General features: G+C 61.6%; 9 protein-coding genes. 7 read left to right on the top strand and 2 right to left on the bottom strand.

Annotated features, from left to right (window positions below):
- Window positions 1-78 precede the first annotated feature (78 nt).
- From pheS to DXC18_RS05750, 6 genes are all read left to right on the top strand, one after another.
- Window positions 79-1,155 carry a phenylalanine--tRNA ligase subunit alpha gene (pheS, locus tag DXC18_RS05725; RefSeq protein WP_055250566.1) on the top strand — a complete coding sequence of 359 codons (1,077 nt, stop codon included), beginning with the start codon at window positions 79-81 and terminating at the stop codon, window positions 1,153-1,155.
- A 180-nt stretch (window positions 1,156-1,335) separates the two neighbouring features.
- The gene (gene pheT, locus DXC18_RS05730; RefSeq protein ID WP_117716608.1) at window positions 1,336-3,789 is read left to right on the top strand and encodes a phenylalanine--tRNA ligase subunit beta; all 2,454 of its coding nucleotides are present in this window, start codon (window positions 1,336-1,338) and stop codon (window positions 3,787-3,789) included.
- 325 nt (window positions 3,790-4,114) lie between these two features.
- Entirely contained in the window at window positions 4,115-5,200 is a 1,086-nt protein-coding gene (gene cbiM / locus DXC18_RS05735) for a cobalt transporter CbiM (protein ID WP_117716609.1), read from the top strand.
- 52 nt (window positions 5,201-5,252) lie between these two features.
- Window positions 5,253-6,014, top strand: a complete 762-nt coding sequence (locus tag DXC18_RS05740) for an energy-coupling factor transporter transmembrane protein EcfT (RefSeq protein WP_158551984.1) — start codon at window positions 5,253-5,255, stop codon at window positions 6,012-6,014.
- A gap of 58 nt (window positions 6,015-6,072) precedes the next feature.
- Window positions 6,073-6,831 (top strand): energy-coupling factor ABC transporter ATP-binding protein, encoded by a 759-nt coding sequence (locus tag DXC18_RS05745; protein ID WP_233509023.1) that lies wholly within the window; start codon window positions 6,073-6,075, stop codon window positions 6,829-6,831.
- Window positions 6,832-6,910: 79 nt separating this feature from the next.
- A complete protein-coding gene (locus DXC18_RS05750; RefSeq protein ID WP_117716612.1) occupies window positions 6,911-7,759 on the top strand; it encodes a hypothetical protein in 849 nt (282 codons plus the stop codon).
- Here DXC18_RS05750 and DXC18_RS05755 read toward each other — a convergent pair.
- A complete protein-coding gene (locus DXC18_RS05755; RefSeq protein ID WP_124785840.1) occupies window positions 7,756-8,829 on the bottom strand; it encodes a hypothetical protein in 1,074 nt (357 codons plus the stop codon). The two genes, DXC18_RS05750 and DXC18_RS05755, sit on opposite strands and share 4 nt — an antisense overlap.
- 421 nt (window positions 8,830-9,250) lie before the next feature.
- Window positions 9,251-10,711 (bottom strand): pyruvate kinase, encoded by a 1,461-nt coding sequence (gene pyk, locus DXC18_RS05760; RefSeq protein WP_117716614.1) that lies wholly within the window; start codon window positions 10,709-10,711, stop codon window positions 9,251-9,253.
- A 441-nt stretch (window positions 10,712-11,152) separates the two neighbouring features.
- Between pyk and DXC18_RS05765 the strand changes: the two genes are divergently transcribed.
- Window positions 11,153-13,834: a cation-translocating P-type ATPase gene (locus DXC18_RS05765; RefSeq protein WP_117716615.1), complete on the top strand. Its 2,682-nt coding sequence runs from the start codon at window positions 11,153-11,155 to the stop codon at window positions 13,832-13,834.
- Window positions 13,835-14,022 lie beyond the last annotated feature (188 nt).

The raw sequence follows: 14,022 nt of genomic DNA on the forward strand, positions 1-14,022 counted from the left end.
AACCGGGCCGCGCATCCGCAGCATCGGGCGGCGTCAGCCGTCCCGGAGCGCGGATGCGCGAGAGACGAAAGGGAAGACATGAGTCTGATTGATGATCTGGTCAAACTCGAGGAAGAGGCCAAGGAGCTCGTCGCAGGCGCCGACGACGCAGCCAAGCTCGAGGCTGCGCGCGTTGAGCTGCTCGGCCGCAAGGGCCGCATCACCGGCCTGATGCGCATGATGGGCAAGCTCGCCCCCGAGGATCGTCCCGTGATGGGCAAGCGAGCCAACGAGATGCGCCAGCTGATTGAGGGCATGCTCGACGAGCGCAACACCGAGATGAAGGCCGCCGCCCTCAAGCGCGCACTGGAGCACGACGCCGTCGACATCACGCTGCCGGGCATCCGTCCGCAGATCGGCCACCAGCACCTGATCAAGCAGATTATCGAGGAGGCCGAGGACATCTTCTGCGGCATCGGCTACACCGTCGAGTCCGGCCCCATGGTCGACACCTCCTACTACAACTTCACCGCGCTCAACGCCCCCATGGATCACCCGAGCCGCTCGGCCCGCGATACCTTCTACGTGGTCGACAACAACCCCGGCAGCGTCGCGCACCCCGAGGCTCACGCCCACGGCGAGTCCGACGTGCTGCTGCGCACCCAGACTTCGGGCGTGCAGATCCACACTATGGAGTCGCAAAAGCCGCCCATCTACATGATCTGCCCGGGCACCGTCTACCGTCCCGACACGGCCGACGCCTGCCACCTGCCGCAGTTCAACCAGATCGAGGGCCTGGTCGTCGACGAGGGTATCACCTTTGGCGACCTGAAGGGCACGCTCGACTACTTTGTTAAGTGCATGTTTGGCGAGGATCGCAAGACGCGTTACCGCCCGCACTTCTTCCCCTTCACCGAGCCCAGCTGCGAGGTGGACGTGAGCTGCCACGTGTGCGGCGGCAAGGGCTGCAACTTCTGCAAGCACAGCGGCTGGATCGAGATCCTGGGCTGCGGCATGGTCGACCCCAACGTCCTGATCAACTGTGGCATCGATCCCGAGAAGTACACCGGCTTCGCCTTTGGTATTGGCGCCGAGCGCGTCGCGGCCCTGCGCTACGACCTGCCGGACCTCAGAACGCTCATGACGGGCGATATGCGCTTCCTGAACCAATTTTAAGTTGACCTGTCCCGGCGGCTTCCCGAGCCACCGCACCTTGCCTTTCAATCGTCGGTTGCGTACCTAAGTACGCGGCCCTCCTCTTTCAAGGCAATCTGCGGCACCTCGGAAACCCGTCTCCGTAGCTGGAGTTTTCCGACTGTTTATTGCAGGCGTTACAGATGAAAGGAGACCAGTTAGATGCGCGTTTCTTACGACTGGCTCAAGACCATGATCGATATTCCGGAGGATCCCAAGACTCTTTCGGACGAATATATCCGTACCGGCACCGAGGTCGAGGCGATCGACACCGTGGGCGAGTCCTTCGACCACGTGGTGACTGCCAAGGTACTCACCAAGACCCCGCACCCCGATAGCGACCACATGTATGTGTGCTCGGTCGACGTGGGCGACAAGAACCTCGACGCCGATGGCAACCCCGCTCCGCTGCAGATCGTCTGCGGCGCGCAGAACTTCGAGGCCGGCGACCACATCGTCACGGCCATGATCGGCGCAGTTCTGCCCGGCGACGTCAAGATCAAGAAGAGCAAGCTTCGCGGCGTCGTGTCCATGGGCATGAACTGCTCCGCACGCGAGCTCGGCCTGGGCGGCGACCACTCTGGCATTATGATCCTGCCCGAGGATACGCCCTGCGGCATGCCGTTTGCCGAGTATGTGGGCTCGAGTGATACTGTGCTCGACTGCGAGATCACGCCCAACCGCCCCGACTGCCTGTCCATGATCGGCATGGCCCGCGAGACCGGCGCCATTTTCGATCGCGATTTCCACGTTGAGCTGCCCGCCATCAAGGCGGAGACTGGCCGCGCGACCGACGACGAGCTTTCCGTCGAGATTGCCGACGAGGGCCTGTGCGACCGCTATGTCGTCCGCATCGTGCGCAACGTGAAGGTCGGCCCGTCGCCCGACTGGATGGTCAAGCGCCTTAACGCCCTGGGCGTGCGTCCGCACAACAACATCGTCGACATCACCAACTACGTGATGATGCTCACCGGTCAGCCGCTGCACGCCTTTGACCTGGACACCTTTGCCGAGCGCGATGGCCACCGCCGCGTGGTGGTTCGCGCCGCCCAGCAGGATGAGAAATTCACGACGCTCGATGGCGAGGAGCGCGTGCTCGACGCCGGCATGGGCCTTATCACCGACGGCGAGCGCCCCGTGGCGTTGGCCGGCGTTATGGGCGGCATGGATTCCGAGATCGAGGACGATACCGTTGACGTGATGGTCGAGAGCGCCTGCTTCAACGCCGGCCGCACCTCGCACACCAGCCGTGACCTGTCGCTGATCTCCGACGCCTCCATCCGCTTTGAGCGCCAGGTCGACGAGACCGGCTGCGTGGACGTCGCCAATGTGACGTGCGCGCTTATCGAGGAGATTGCCGGCGGCGAGGTCGCCCCCGGCTATGTGGACGTGTTCCCCGCGCCCAAGACCATCGACAGCATTAGGCTGCGCCTGGCCCGCGTGCATGCCATCTGCGGTGCCGACATCGAGCCCGACTTTATCGAGCGTTCGCTCACCCGTCTGGGCTGCACCGTCGAGCGCGACGGCGAGGACTTTATGGTCACGCCGCCGAGCTTCCGTCCCGACCTGCCGCGTGAGATTGACCTGATCGAGGAGGTCCTGCGCCTGTGGGGCATGGGCCGCGTGACGGCGACCATCCCGGCTGCCAAGAACCACATCGGCGGCCTGACCCGCGAGCAGAAGCTCACCCGCAAGGTCGGCGAGATCCTGCGCGCCTGTGGCCTCAACGAGACTACGACCTTTGGCTTTGCCGCCCCGGGCGACCTGGAGAAGATCGGTATGTCCACCGAGGGCCGCGGCTGCCCCGTGGTTCTCATGAACCCGCTGGTGGCCGAGCAGACCGAGATGCGCCGCTCGCTGCTGCCGGGTCTGCTGCAGTCTGTGGCCTACAACGAGGCCCACGGCACGCCTAACGTGCATCTGTACGAGGTCGGCAGCCTGTTCCACGGTCGCGAGAATGCCAGCCTGCCCAAGGAGACCAAGTCCGTGGCGGGTGTGCTCTCGGGCCAGTGGAGCGAGCAGTCTTGGAACATGAAGTACCGCAAGCTGCGTTTCTTCTTTGGCAAGGGCATTGTCGAGGAGCTGCTCGCCCAGCTGCGCATCGAGAAGGTTCGCTTCCGTCCCGTCGAGGGCGAGGGCTATGCCTTTTTGCAGCCGGGCCGTGCGGCTGAGGTTCTGTCCGGCGGCACCGTGCTGGGCTGGGTCGGCGAGATTCACCCCGAGGCGCGCGAGGCTATGGGCATTGACGAGGTTGTCGTTGCCTTTGAGCTCGATCTGGACAAGCTGATCAAGGGCGCCCGCAATCAGGAGAACTACCGTGAGTTCTCGCAGTACCCGGCCGTTGAGCACGACCTTGCTATCGTGGTCGACAACACTGTGACCTGCGAGGATCTTGAGCGTCGTATTACGAGTGCCGGCGGCAAGCTGCTCGAGGGCGTGCGCCTGTTCGATGTCTACCGCGATCCGGTCCGCATCGGAGCGGGCAAGAAGTCCATGGCCTTCGCACTTACGTATCGCTCTGATGACCACACGCTCACCAGCGAAGAGGTCGAGAAGGCGCACCAGAAGATCATCACCAAGGTGTGCAAGGGCGTAAACGGCGAGGTCCGCTCGTAATCTTTGCCGTTCGGAACCCGCCCCCTGCGGGGTTTTCACGGCAACGACCTCGCCGCTTTGCGGCTGCGGGATGTTGCCTTAGAAAACCCCTCTCGGGGGCGGGTTCCTGCGTTAACCTTGTTGCGAGCGGACTGCACCTTCTTCCGGGTGACCGGAAAGTTGGGAGTGCATGGGCCTTTATTTGGCGGTGCGTGGACCTGGGTTAATAACGTACGTATTGCAAGGGCGTGCTGCGTTGTGGGCGGTGCGCCTTTTTGTTAGTATGCAGAGTCGGTGTTACGGATTGTTGGAAACGTAACACGCAACGTTCTGATTGAGAGGGCTCATGCATATTCCCGATAATTATCTGTCCCCGCAGACCGATGCCGTTATGGCGGTGGCGATGGTGCCCGTATGGGTTCACTGCATCAAGAAAGTGCGCGTCACGCTCGATCGCGAGCATATGGCCTTTCTGGGTATTTGCGCCGCATTCTCCTTCTTGCTCATGATGTTTAACGTTCCGCTGCCCGGTGGCACCACGGGTCACGCCGTTGGTGGTGCGCTCATCGCACTGCTGTTGGGTCCCGAGGCCGCTGCCATCGCGGTTTCGGTCGCGCTGGCGCTGCAGGCGCTGCTGTTTGGCGACGGCGGCATCCTGTCCTTTGGCGCCAACTGCTTTAACATGGCTTTCGTGCTGCCGTTTGCCGCTGCTATCGTGTTCCGTGCGCTCAACAGCCGTTTGCACGACAAGAGCTGGGGCACCTCGGTTTCGGCCATCGTAAGCGGCTGGGTCGGCCTGTGCCTGGCGGCCCTGTGCGCGGCGGTCGAGTTTGGTATTCAGCCCATGCTCTTTACTAACGCTTCGGGCGCGCCGCTGTACTGCCCCTTCCCGCTGTCCATTGCCATTCCGGCCATGATGATTCCGCATATGTTGGTTGCCGGCGTGGTCGAGGGCGTGGCGACTGCCGCGATCTACGGCTTTATCAAGAAGACGGCGCCGAGCGTTATCGTCGGGCCCGAGGCCGTCGATGGCCAGCTTGCTGCCGAGGGTACAACCGCCAAGAAGACCTCGCTGGTCCCCACGCTCATCCTGGTCGCCGTGCTTGTTGTGGCCACGCCGCTGGGCCTGCTGGCCACGGGTGACGCATGGGGCGAGTGGGACGCCGAGGGCGCCGCGACTGCCGTTCAGGAGGCTGGTGACGACAGTCTGCAGGCTTCAGTCGGCCTCGACACCCCGACCTTTGCCGATGCCCTGCCCACGGGCGATTATCTGCAGGCCTATTCCGAGGAACAGGGCCTTGGCTTTGCCGGCCAGGCTGCGATGTATATTCTTTCGGGCGTGATTGGCGTGGCGGTGCTCACCATCGCATTCCGCCTGGTCTCGCTGACGGTCAAGGAAAGCGGTGCTCATGGCAATAGCCGGGCTGCCTAGTTGGCTTGCGGCCGAGGAGCGATACGAGCCCGCGGGGGCTCGGCATCGTGTGATGCAAAAGAACGTCCTGCACCTGGCGAGCCTGCTTGAGCGGGTTCGCCTGGGTGGAGGCGCGAACAAGGGCGGGTCGATGGTCGACCGCGCCCTTTCTTGCGTTTCGGCTCCGGTGCGCCTGTTAGGGATGTTCGTTTGCGTCCTGTGCGTGTGTCTGACGCAAAGCCCGCTGTACCTGATGTTGATGGCGGCGATCGCGTTGGTGCTCGTTGCCGTGCGCCCCGTACGCGGGCTGCGCGCTACCTTTGTGCCGGCGTTGGCTGCCGCGGGGTTTGCCGTGGTTCTGGCGCTGCCTGCCCTGCTGCTGGGTGCTTCTGCCTCGGGCGCCATGCTCAAGATTGCACTCAAGACGTTCATTAACGTGTCGCTGGTGCTGGGTGTTTCGTGGACGCTCACCTGGAGCCGCATGTCGGCGGCGCTTAAGATGCTGCACCTGCCCGACGAGGTCATCTTTACTTTCGATATGGCGCTCAAGCATATCGAGGTGCTGGGACGCACAGCGCACGATCTGTGCGAATCGGTCATGCTGCGCAGCGTCGGTTCCGCGCCTGCGGGTTTTTCGCGCACCGACTCGCTGGCGGGTATCATGGGCATGACGTTTATCAAGGCGATGGAGTGCAGTCGCGCGATGGACGAGGCTATGCTTTGCCGCGGCTTTGCCGGCGTGTACCCGGCGCCTGCACGCGCCGGGTTTGGCTGGCGCGATGCGGTCTATGCGGCCGGCGTGGTTCTGCTCGCCGTGTTGTGCGCGGTGCTGTAGGCGCTGCTGGTTCCGGCTGGGGATGCAACTAGGGAAGGGCGACGTTTTGACGATCGATATGAATAGTGCGGCGGGCACGAACGGTGCGGGCGGCGCCGAGGCCACGCCGCTCATCGAGCTGCGCGACGTGGTGTTCTCCTATGCGGGCCATACGGTTGTCGATGGTGTGTCGCTGCAGGTCGATCGTGGTGAACTCGTTGCCCTGCTCGGTCCCAACGGCTGCGGTAAGACGACGATTATGCGCCTTATTAACGGCCTTGAACTCGCGGACGCAGGGGCATACCTGTTTGACGGGCACGCGATCGACGCGGCGTTTCTAAAGGATTCCGCGGCCGCTCAGCGTTTTCATCAGCGCGTAGGTTTTGTGTTTCAAAATGCCGACGCCCAGCTGTTCTGCGCTACGGTGGGCGAGGAAGTTGCTTTTGGTCCCGCGCAGATGGGGCTGCCGGCAGACGAGCTCGAGCGCCGCGTGCGCGATGCCATGGAGCTGTTCCAGGTTGCCGATCTGGTCGATGCCTCGCCCTATCAGCTCTCGGGCGGGCAAAAGAAGCGCGTGGCGCTGGCTGCCGTCGTGTCGATGAACCCCGATATCCTGGTGCTCGACGAGCCTACCAACGGACTTGACGAGGACTCGTGCGACATCGTGGTCAACTTTCTACTGGCCTATGTTGCTGCCGGTAAGACGGTCTTGATGAGCACGCACCATCAGGATTTGGTACGACGCCTGGGTGCCCGCGCCATCTATATCGATCGATATCACCATGTGGTCGAGGCGCCGGTGTCTTCGTATGGAACCGAGAGCGGCGCTGCGGAATAGTTGCTGCGTAGAGCGTGCGTAGCGGCCCGCGCGGCTTTGCCGTGATGGTATAGTTATCCAGGTTTTTATGGGGGTGGCTATGCCAAGCTGGAACATTCATATCGCTCAGACGGAGCGTTTGCTGGAGTGCACCGGCGCGCTTGCCAATAGCGTGCGCGACCGCAATGCCTTTTTGTTTGGCTGCGTGGTTCCGGATATCTTCGTGGGCTATATGGTCCCTGGTATCGCTGATCCCATTCCGTATCGCATTACGCACTTTGCCAAGCCCGAGCCTATCCCTAAGCCTCGTGAGCATGAGTTCTGGGATACCTATGTGGCACCGTTGCTTAAAAGTTCGCCCACCGGTGCGCCGGCCGCGGCGACCTCGATTATCGAGGAACGCGAGCGACTGAATCGCGTGCACTATCCCCAGCGCTACAGGGATGCCGAGCCGGTTGTCGGTCCCGGCGCCTGTGAGTTCTCGCTTGCGTCCGAAGATGTGGCGCAGTCGTTGCTCGATTTAACGCTGGGCGTCTGGTCGCATCTGGTGGCCGATACCGTATGGAATACGCGCGTGAATCAGTACCTGGAGGCGCACGGCGGCAAGCCGTGCGAGGAATTCCGCATTAAAAAGCAAGGTGACTTTGACTGGTTTGGTAAGACGCTCGGCATTGTTTCCATCCCGCGTGCGACCGATCGTCTGTATACTGCGGCGATGCGTTTTGGGCAGTATCCCATCCATAAGGAGTATGTGCTCAAGACCATCGGCGTTATGCACGAGATTGTGCGCGAAAACCCCGGTGAGCCCGATCATCCGCCATACCGCCTGCTAACTGAGGAGTTTTTCGATGCAACGTTTACCGAGGTCATCGAGCTGACCGAGGTGGGCTTTGCGACTCGCGTTGCCGCTTCTGACGTCCCCGCAGTCCCTCTGATCACTAGCTGCTAGCTGGCCGGCTTGACGGCGAACAGCTCATCCCAATCGACCAATAGCTCCCGCCGCAGGGCATCTTCGGTGGTGCGTTCCTGATCGGTCTTTGGGATGTAGGGGAGCCCTGCCTTTTTATGGATGAGTTCGGCGATGTTGTTAAAGCTCTTCGTGTCTTTGATTTGCTCATAGGTTATCTGGATAACGTCATAGCCCATGCTTGTGAGGGCGGTGGTGCGCTCGGCATCGGAGAGACTTGCGGCTTCGCCATCGTGGGCGGAGCGGCCTTGGCATTCCAGGATGACGCCCATGCTGTCGGTGTTGCTCTCGATGAGGATATCGGCGTAGCAGCAGGTTTTGTCATACAGTGAGCGCGCGGCGTCGCTGAGTGGGATGCGCACGTTGTTTGCGATGTTGATACCCATGCCGCCCTCGTTGCGGGGGAGCGAGACAAGTATGGAGGTCTGTACTTCGAAGGGCGAGGCGGTCTGCCCCGTCATGTGCTCGGCCGCCCAGCGCAGTTGTTTAACGCCGCGCAGGCCTGCAGCCTGCTTGGCGAACGCGGCGATATCCGCCGCGCTGAGGAGCGGCGGGCGCTTCCACAAATTGGTGTCATTGCCCTTGGTGTCGACAACACGCTCCCAACCGCAGTTGGGTGGAATGAGCTTAAGCGAAATGGCTTCATCGAGTTGTTGTTGCGTTCGCTCGCAGGGCGTAAACACTGCAAAGGAGCCGCACATCTCGTAGCAAGCCATGAGTAACTGGTTGCGTGAGACCTGCGTGGCAAGGCTGAGCAACGTAAACTCGGGCGACGTGACATCAAATCCATGTTCAGTTTGCCTAAACGACCCGGGAGGCGGCTCTTGGGTCAGGAGGTGCGATTTAAACAGGCTTCGCGACCCGGATTGTACTCGAGTGAATACAAGCCTGTGAAGCGGTGCGTGAAGCAGGTCTTTTACAACTGCATGACTTCCGAGGCCGCAACATCTGCGATCCATATTGCCAAGGCTAATGGCGGGGTAAAGCCCTAATACCTGCGGCGGGATACGGTGATAGTAAAAAGCGGATTGACCGCATAGCGTCAGGTCCATGATATCCTCCTGGTCGAAATGTGCTTTTGGACCGTGCGATGCCAGCGTCAATTCGGAAGTATGCGGCAAAATCTGAACCCTGTGAGCAGACCTGGCTTTTGAGGCCAGTTTATCAGGCATTTTGTTGCGAAAAAACGGGGTGTGCTCGGAGGTCTCAGAATTTGCCGCATACTTCCGAAAACGCGGTCGATCTGGCTCTTGCTAAAACGATTTAGCAGCGTCGGGTAAGGTGTGGTTTCGCCATCGGGCGAACACTTTTAGCGCTTGGGACTTTATTTTTGGGCCCCGAAAGGTGGATTTCGCGCTTTTGGTAAAGAAATGGGTGCGTGTTTTGCCGTGTGCCGGCATTGACACAGAAAAAGGGCCCGGAAGGCAATGCCTTCCGGGCCCTTTGCAATGCAAATCTGCTTGCAAGTACGATTTAGCGGACCTGAGCGACGTAAGCGACGTTGGTCGAGGAGACCTTGTCCTCGAGCTGGACGCTCATGCGGGGATCGCCGGCGGTAGCGACGGTCAAATCGCCAGCCTCGACGTAGCCGAGCTCCTTAGCGGTCTCGATCGCCTTGACGATCGTGCCGTTGACGGTGCCCTGGGTAATCTCGGCCTGGTGCGGGATAACGCCCCAGTACATGATCATCTGCTGGACGGCCCACTCGTGGCGGGAGAACGCGCAGATCGGCATGTTGGGACGGAAGTGCGAGATCAGGCGTGCGGTACGACCGGTTGTCGTCGGCACGGTGATGCACTTGGCGCCAACGGTGGTGGCCATGTTCACAGCGGACATACCCACAACGTTGTTGACGACGCGGGTGCCGTGAGCGTCGGCCGGAACCTCGAGCGGAGCGTGGGCCGGGAGGTACTTCTCGGTCTCGAGAGCAATGCTGGCCTGCATCTTAACGGCCTCGACCGGGTACTTACCGGCAGCGGACTCGCCAGAGAGCATAACGGCGTCGGTGCCGTCGTAGATGGCGTTAGCAACGTCGGCAACCTCGGCGCGCGTCGGGCGCGGGTTCTGCTGCATGGAGTCGAGCATCTGCGTAGCGGTGATAACGGGCTTGTAGGCCGCGTTGCACTTGGCGATGATCTCCTTCTGGATGTGCGGAACGAGCTCGGGCTTGATCTCGATACCCAGGTCGCCACGGGCGACCATGATGCCGTCGGAAGCCTCGAGGATCTCGTCGAAGTTCTCGACGCCCAGGGCGCACTCGATCTTCGGGAAGATCGTCACGTGCTCGCCGCCGTTCTCGCGGCAAAGCTTGCGGATGCCACGGACGGACTCGCCGTCACGGATGAAGGAAGCGGCGATGTAGTCGATGTTCTCGGTCAGGCCAAAGAGGATGTCCTGACGATCGCGCTCGGTGATGGCGGGCAGCGAGATGTTGACGTTGGGCATGTTGACGCCCTTGCGCTCGCCGATCAGGCCGTCGTTCTTAACGACACAGGTCATGTCCTGGCCACTGACGGACTCGACCTCGAGGGCAACCAGGCCGTCATCGATCAGGATGAGGGAGCCCTTCTCGACCTCGGAAGGCAGAGCCAGGTAGTCGAGGGAGATGTGCTCAGCGGTGCCGTGGAAATCCTCGGACGTGGGCTGAGCGGTGACGACGATCTTATCGCCGGTATTGACGGCAACCTTCTTGCCGTCGACCAGAAGGCCGGTGCGGACCTCGGGGCCCTTGGTGTCGAGCAGGATGCCGACGGGCAGACCGAGCTCCTTGGAAATACGGCGGACGCGCTCGATGCGACCGTGGTGCTCGTCGTAGGAGCCGTGCGAGAAGTTAAAACGGGCGACGTTCATGCCCGCCTTGATCATCTCGCGGATGGTCTCGTCGCTATCGCAGGCGGGACCCATGGTGCATACAATCTTAGTGCGCTTGTACATTCAGACCTCCATCTGACATCGTCTTGCGCTGATAGATAAACCATAAGAAATAAAACCGTGTTGATTATAACGAAATGCTGACCGAATACCCCATAAAATCGACCGTATGCCGAATTAGAAGTTCATTTTTTGCGGGATAAACGGTATATGAGAAAATTTACCAACCGCTCTAACCGCTGCTATCTGGGCGATATGTCAGTTTGGCGATGTGCCGAAGAAAAAACGTTTTACCAATGTTGAGCATCACACGGTCTGCACCGTTGCGTGCGGACCATATTTCCAAACCGATTGTTTTGGCTAGACGCGTCGCTTTGGGGTACCATAGCTCCACTATCAACTGCCGCTCAGCACGGCAGCCTTGATGAGCCCTTGCCCTTCTCCTGGGAATTATGATCGGGCATCAATCTGCTGAGTGGCCCGAATCCCAGGAGGGGACTCTATATGCAAAAGGAATACCTGTCCGCCGCGGCGGAGGTGCTCAGCGACCAAGGTGTCGATGAGAACCTCGGCCTGAGCAACGACGAGGCGTCTTCGCGCCTCGCCAAGACAGGCCCTAACAAGCTCGAGGAAGCTGAGAAGACGCCGCTGTGGAAGCGTTTCTTTGAGCAGATGGCCGACCCCATGGTCATCATGCTGATCGTTGCCGCCGTCATCAGTGCGCTCACGGGCATGGTCAAGGGCGAGCCCGACTTTGCCGATGTTGCCATCATCATGTTCGTCGTTATCGTCAACTCGGTGCTGGGCGTGGTCCAGGAAGCCAAGAGCGAGGAGGCCCTCGAGGCCCTGCAGGAGATGAGTGCGGCGCAGTCCAAGGTGCTGCGCGACGGCAAGCTCGTGCACCTGCCGAGCGCCGAGCTCGTGCCCGGCGACGTGATCATGCTCGAGGCGGGCGACTCCGTTCCGGCCGACTGCCGCGTGCTCGAGAGCGCCACGATGAAGATCGAAGAGGCCGCGCTCACCGGCGAGTCCGTGCCCGTCGAGAAGCATGCCAACGTGATCGAGCTCGCCGCCGGCACCGACGACGTGCCGCTCGGCGACCGTAAGAACATGTGCTATATGGGCTCCACCGTCGTGTACGGCCGTGGTCGCGCCGTCGTGGTCGGCACCGGCATGAACACCGAGATGGGCAAGATCGCCGGCGCCCTGGCCGAGGCCAAGGAAGAGCTCACGCCGCTGCAGGTGAAGCTCGCCGAGCTCAGCCGCATCCTCACCATCATGGTGATCGTCATCTGCGTCGTCATCTTTGGCGTTGACATCCTCCGCCACGGCGTGGGCAACGTCCTTACCGATCCGACTGCCCTGCTCGACACCTTTATGGTTGCCGTCTCGCTCGCCGTCGCCGCCATCCCCGAGGGCCTTGTTGCCGTCGTGACCATCGTCCTTTCGCTTGGCGTGACCAAGATGGCCAAGCGCCAGGCGATTATCCGCAAGCTCTCTGCTGTCGAGACCCTTGGCTGCACACAGACCATCTGCTCCGACAAGACCGGTACCCTTACCCAGAACAAGATGACCGTCGTCAAGCACGAGCTCGCTGCGCCCAAGGAGAAGTTCCTGGCCGGCATGGCGCTGTGCTCCGATGCTCAGTGGGACGAGGAGCTGGGCGAGGCCGTGGGCGAGCCGACCGAGTGCGCGCTCGTCAACGACGCCGGCAAGGCTGGCCTCACCGGCCTGACTGCCGAGCACCCGCGCGTGGGCGAGGCCCCGTTCGACTCGGGCCGCAAGATGATGTCCGTGATCGTCGAGACCTTGGATGGCGAGTACGAGCAGTACACCAAGGGCGCGCCCGACGTGGTGATCGGCCTGTGCACCCATATCTACGAGGGCGATAAGGTCGTCCCCCTGACCGAGGAGCGTCGCGCCGAGCTCGTGGCCGCCAACAAGGCCATGGCCGACGAGGCCCTGCGCGTACTGGCGCTGGCAAGCCGCACCTACACCGAGGTCCCGAGCGACTGCAGCCCCGCTGCGCTCGAGCACGACCTGGTCTTCTGCGGCCTGTCCGGCATGATTGACCCGGTCCGCCCCGAGGTCGCCGACGCCATCCGCGAGGCCCACGATGCCGGTATTCGCACCGTCATGATCACGGGCGACCATATCGACACCGCCGTGGCCATTGCCAAGCAGCTGGGAATCGTCACCGATCGCAGCCATGCCATCACCGGTGCCGACCTCGATCGCATGAGCGACGAGGAGCTCGACGCGCACATCGAGGACTACGGCGTGTACGCTCGCGTCCAGCCCGAGCACAAGACCCGCATCGTCGAGGCCTGGAAGTCGCGCGACCAGATCGTGGCCATGACGGGCGACGGCGTCAACGACGCCCCGTCCATCAAGCGCGCCGACATCGGCGTGGGCATGGGCATCACCGGTACCGACGTCACCAAGAACGTTGCCGACATGGTGCTTGCCGACGACAATTTCGCCACCATCATCGGTGCTTGCGAAGAGGGCCGTCGCATCTACGACAATATCCGCAAGGTCATCCAGTTCCTGCTTTCGGCTAACCTTGCCGAGGTGTTCTCGGTGTTTATCGCCACGCTCATCGGCTTTACCATCTTCCAGCCGGTGCAGCTGCTGTGGGTGAACCTGGTCACTGACTGCTTCCCCGCGCTCGCGCTGGGCATGGAGGACGCCGAGGGCGACATCATGAAGCGCAAGCCGCGCAACGCCAAGGACGGCGTCTTTGCCGGTCACATGGGCCTGGACTGCGTGGTCCAGGGCCTGATCATCACCGTGCTGGTGCTGGCGAGCTTCTTTGTGGGCGTGTACTTTGACATGGGCTACATCCACATCGCCGATATGATCGCCGGCAACGCCGACGAGGAAGGCGTGATGATGGCGTTCATCACGCTCAACATGGTCGAGATTTTCCACTGCTTCAATATGCGCAGCCGTCGTGCGTCGCTGTTTAGCATGAAGAAGCAGAACAAGTGGCTGTGGGCATCTGCCGCGCTGGCGCTGGTACTGACGGTGATCGTGACCGTTCAGCCGACGCTTGCCGAGATGTTCTTTGGCCCCGTGACGCTTGAGCTCAAGGGCGTTATCGCCGCCCTGGGCCTTGCCTTCCTGATCATTCCGTTGATGGAGATCTACAAGGCGATCATGCGCGCAGTGGAGAAGGAGTAACGCTCTCGTCCGGGCCCGCCCCACGCCCTTTCTCCCTCACTGGTCCTCGCGCTTCGCGCTGCGGGATCGTTCGGGAGAAAGGGCTTCCGGGGCGGGCCCTGCGGTATCCTTGTTGGCTTTTCTCCCGCGCGGATGATAAAGGGCTGGGGGAAAGTGTGTGAGTCGGGCGAGCGTTTGCTCGACCGACT

It is taken from the genome of Collinsella sp. OM08-14AT, assembly GCF_003438115.1.
Classification (GTDB): domain Bacteria; phylum Actinomycetota; class Coriobacteriia; order Coriobacteriales; family Coriobacteriaceae; genus Collinsella.

Excerpts from the sequence above, each read along its gene's own strand:
- cbiM (WP_117716609.1), top strand. The coding sequence starts at position 4,115 with ATGCATATTCCCGATAATTATCTGTCCCCGCAGACCGATGCCGTTATG.
- pheS (WP_055250566.1), top strand. The coding sequence starts at position 79 with ATGAGTCTGATTGATGATCTGGTCAAACTCGAGGAAGAGGCCAAGGAG.
- DXC18_RS05765 (WP_117716615.1), top strand. The coding sequence starts at position 11,153 with ATGCAAAAGGAATACCTGTCCGCCGCGGCGGAGGTGCTCAGCGACCAA.
- DXC18_RS05745 (WP_233509023.1), top strand. The coding sequence starts at position 6,073 with ATGAATAGTGCGGCGGGCACGAACGGTGCGGGCGGCGCCGAGGCCACG.
- pyk (WP_117716614.1), bottom strand. The coding sequence starts at position 10,711 with ATGTACAAGCGCACTAAGATTGTATGCACCATGGGTCCCGCCTGCGAT.
- DXC18_RS05750 (WP_117716612.1), top strand. The coding sequence starts at position 6,911 with ATGCCAAGCTGGAACATTCATATCGCTCAGACGGAGCGTTTGCTGGAG.
- DXC18_RS05755 (WP_124785840.1), bottom strand. The coding sequence starts at position 8,829 with ATGGACCTGACGCTATGCGGTCAATCCGCTTTTTACTATCACCGTATC.
- pheT (WP_117716608.1), top strand. The coding sequence starts at position 1,336 with ATGCGCGTTTCTTACGACTGGCTCAAGACCATGATCGATATTCCGGAG.
- DXC18_RS05740 (WP_158551984.1), top strand. The coding sequence starts at position 5,253 with ATGCAAAAGAACGTCCTGCACCTGGCGAGCCTGCTTGAGCGGGTTCGC.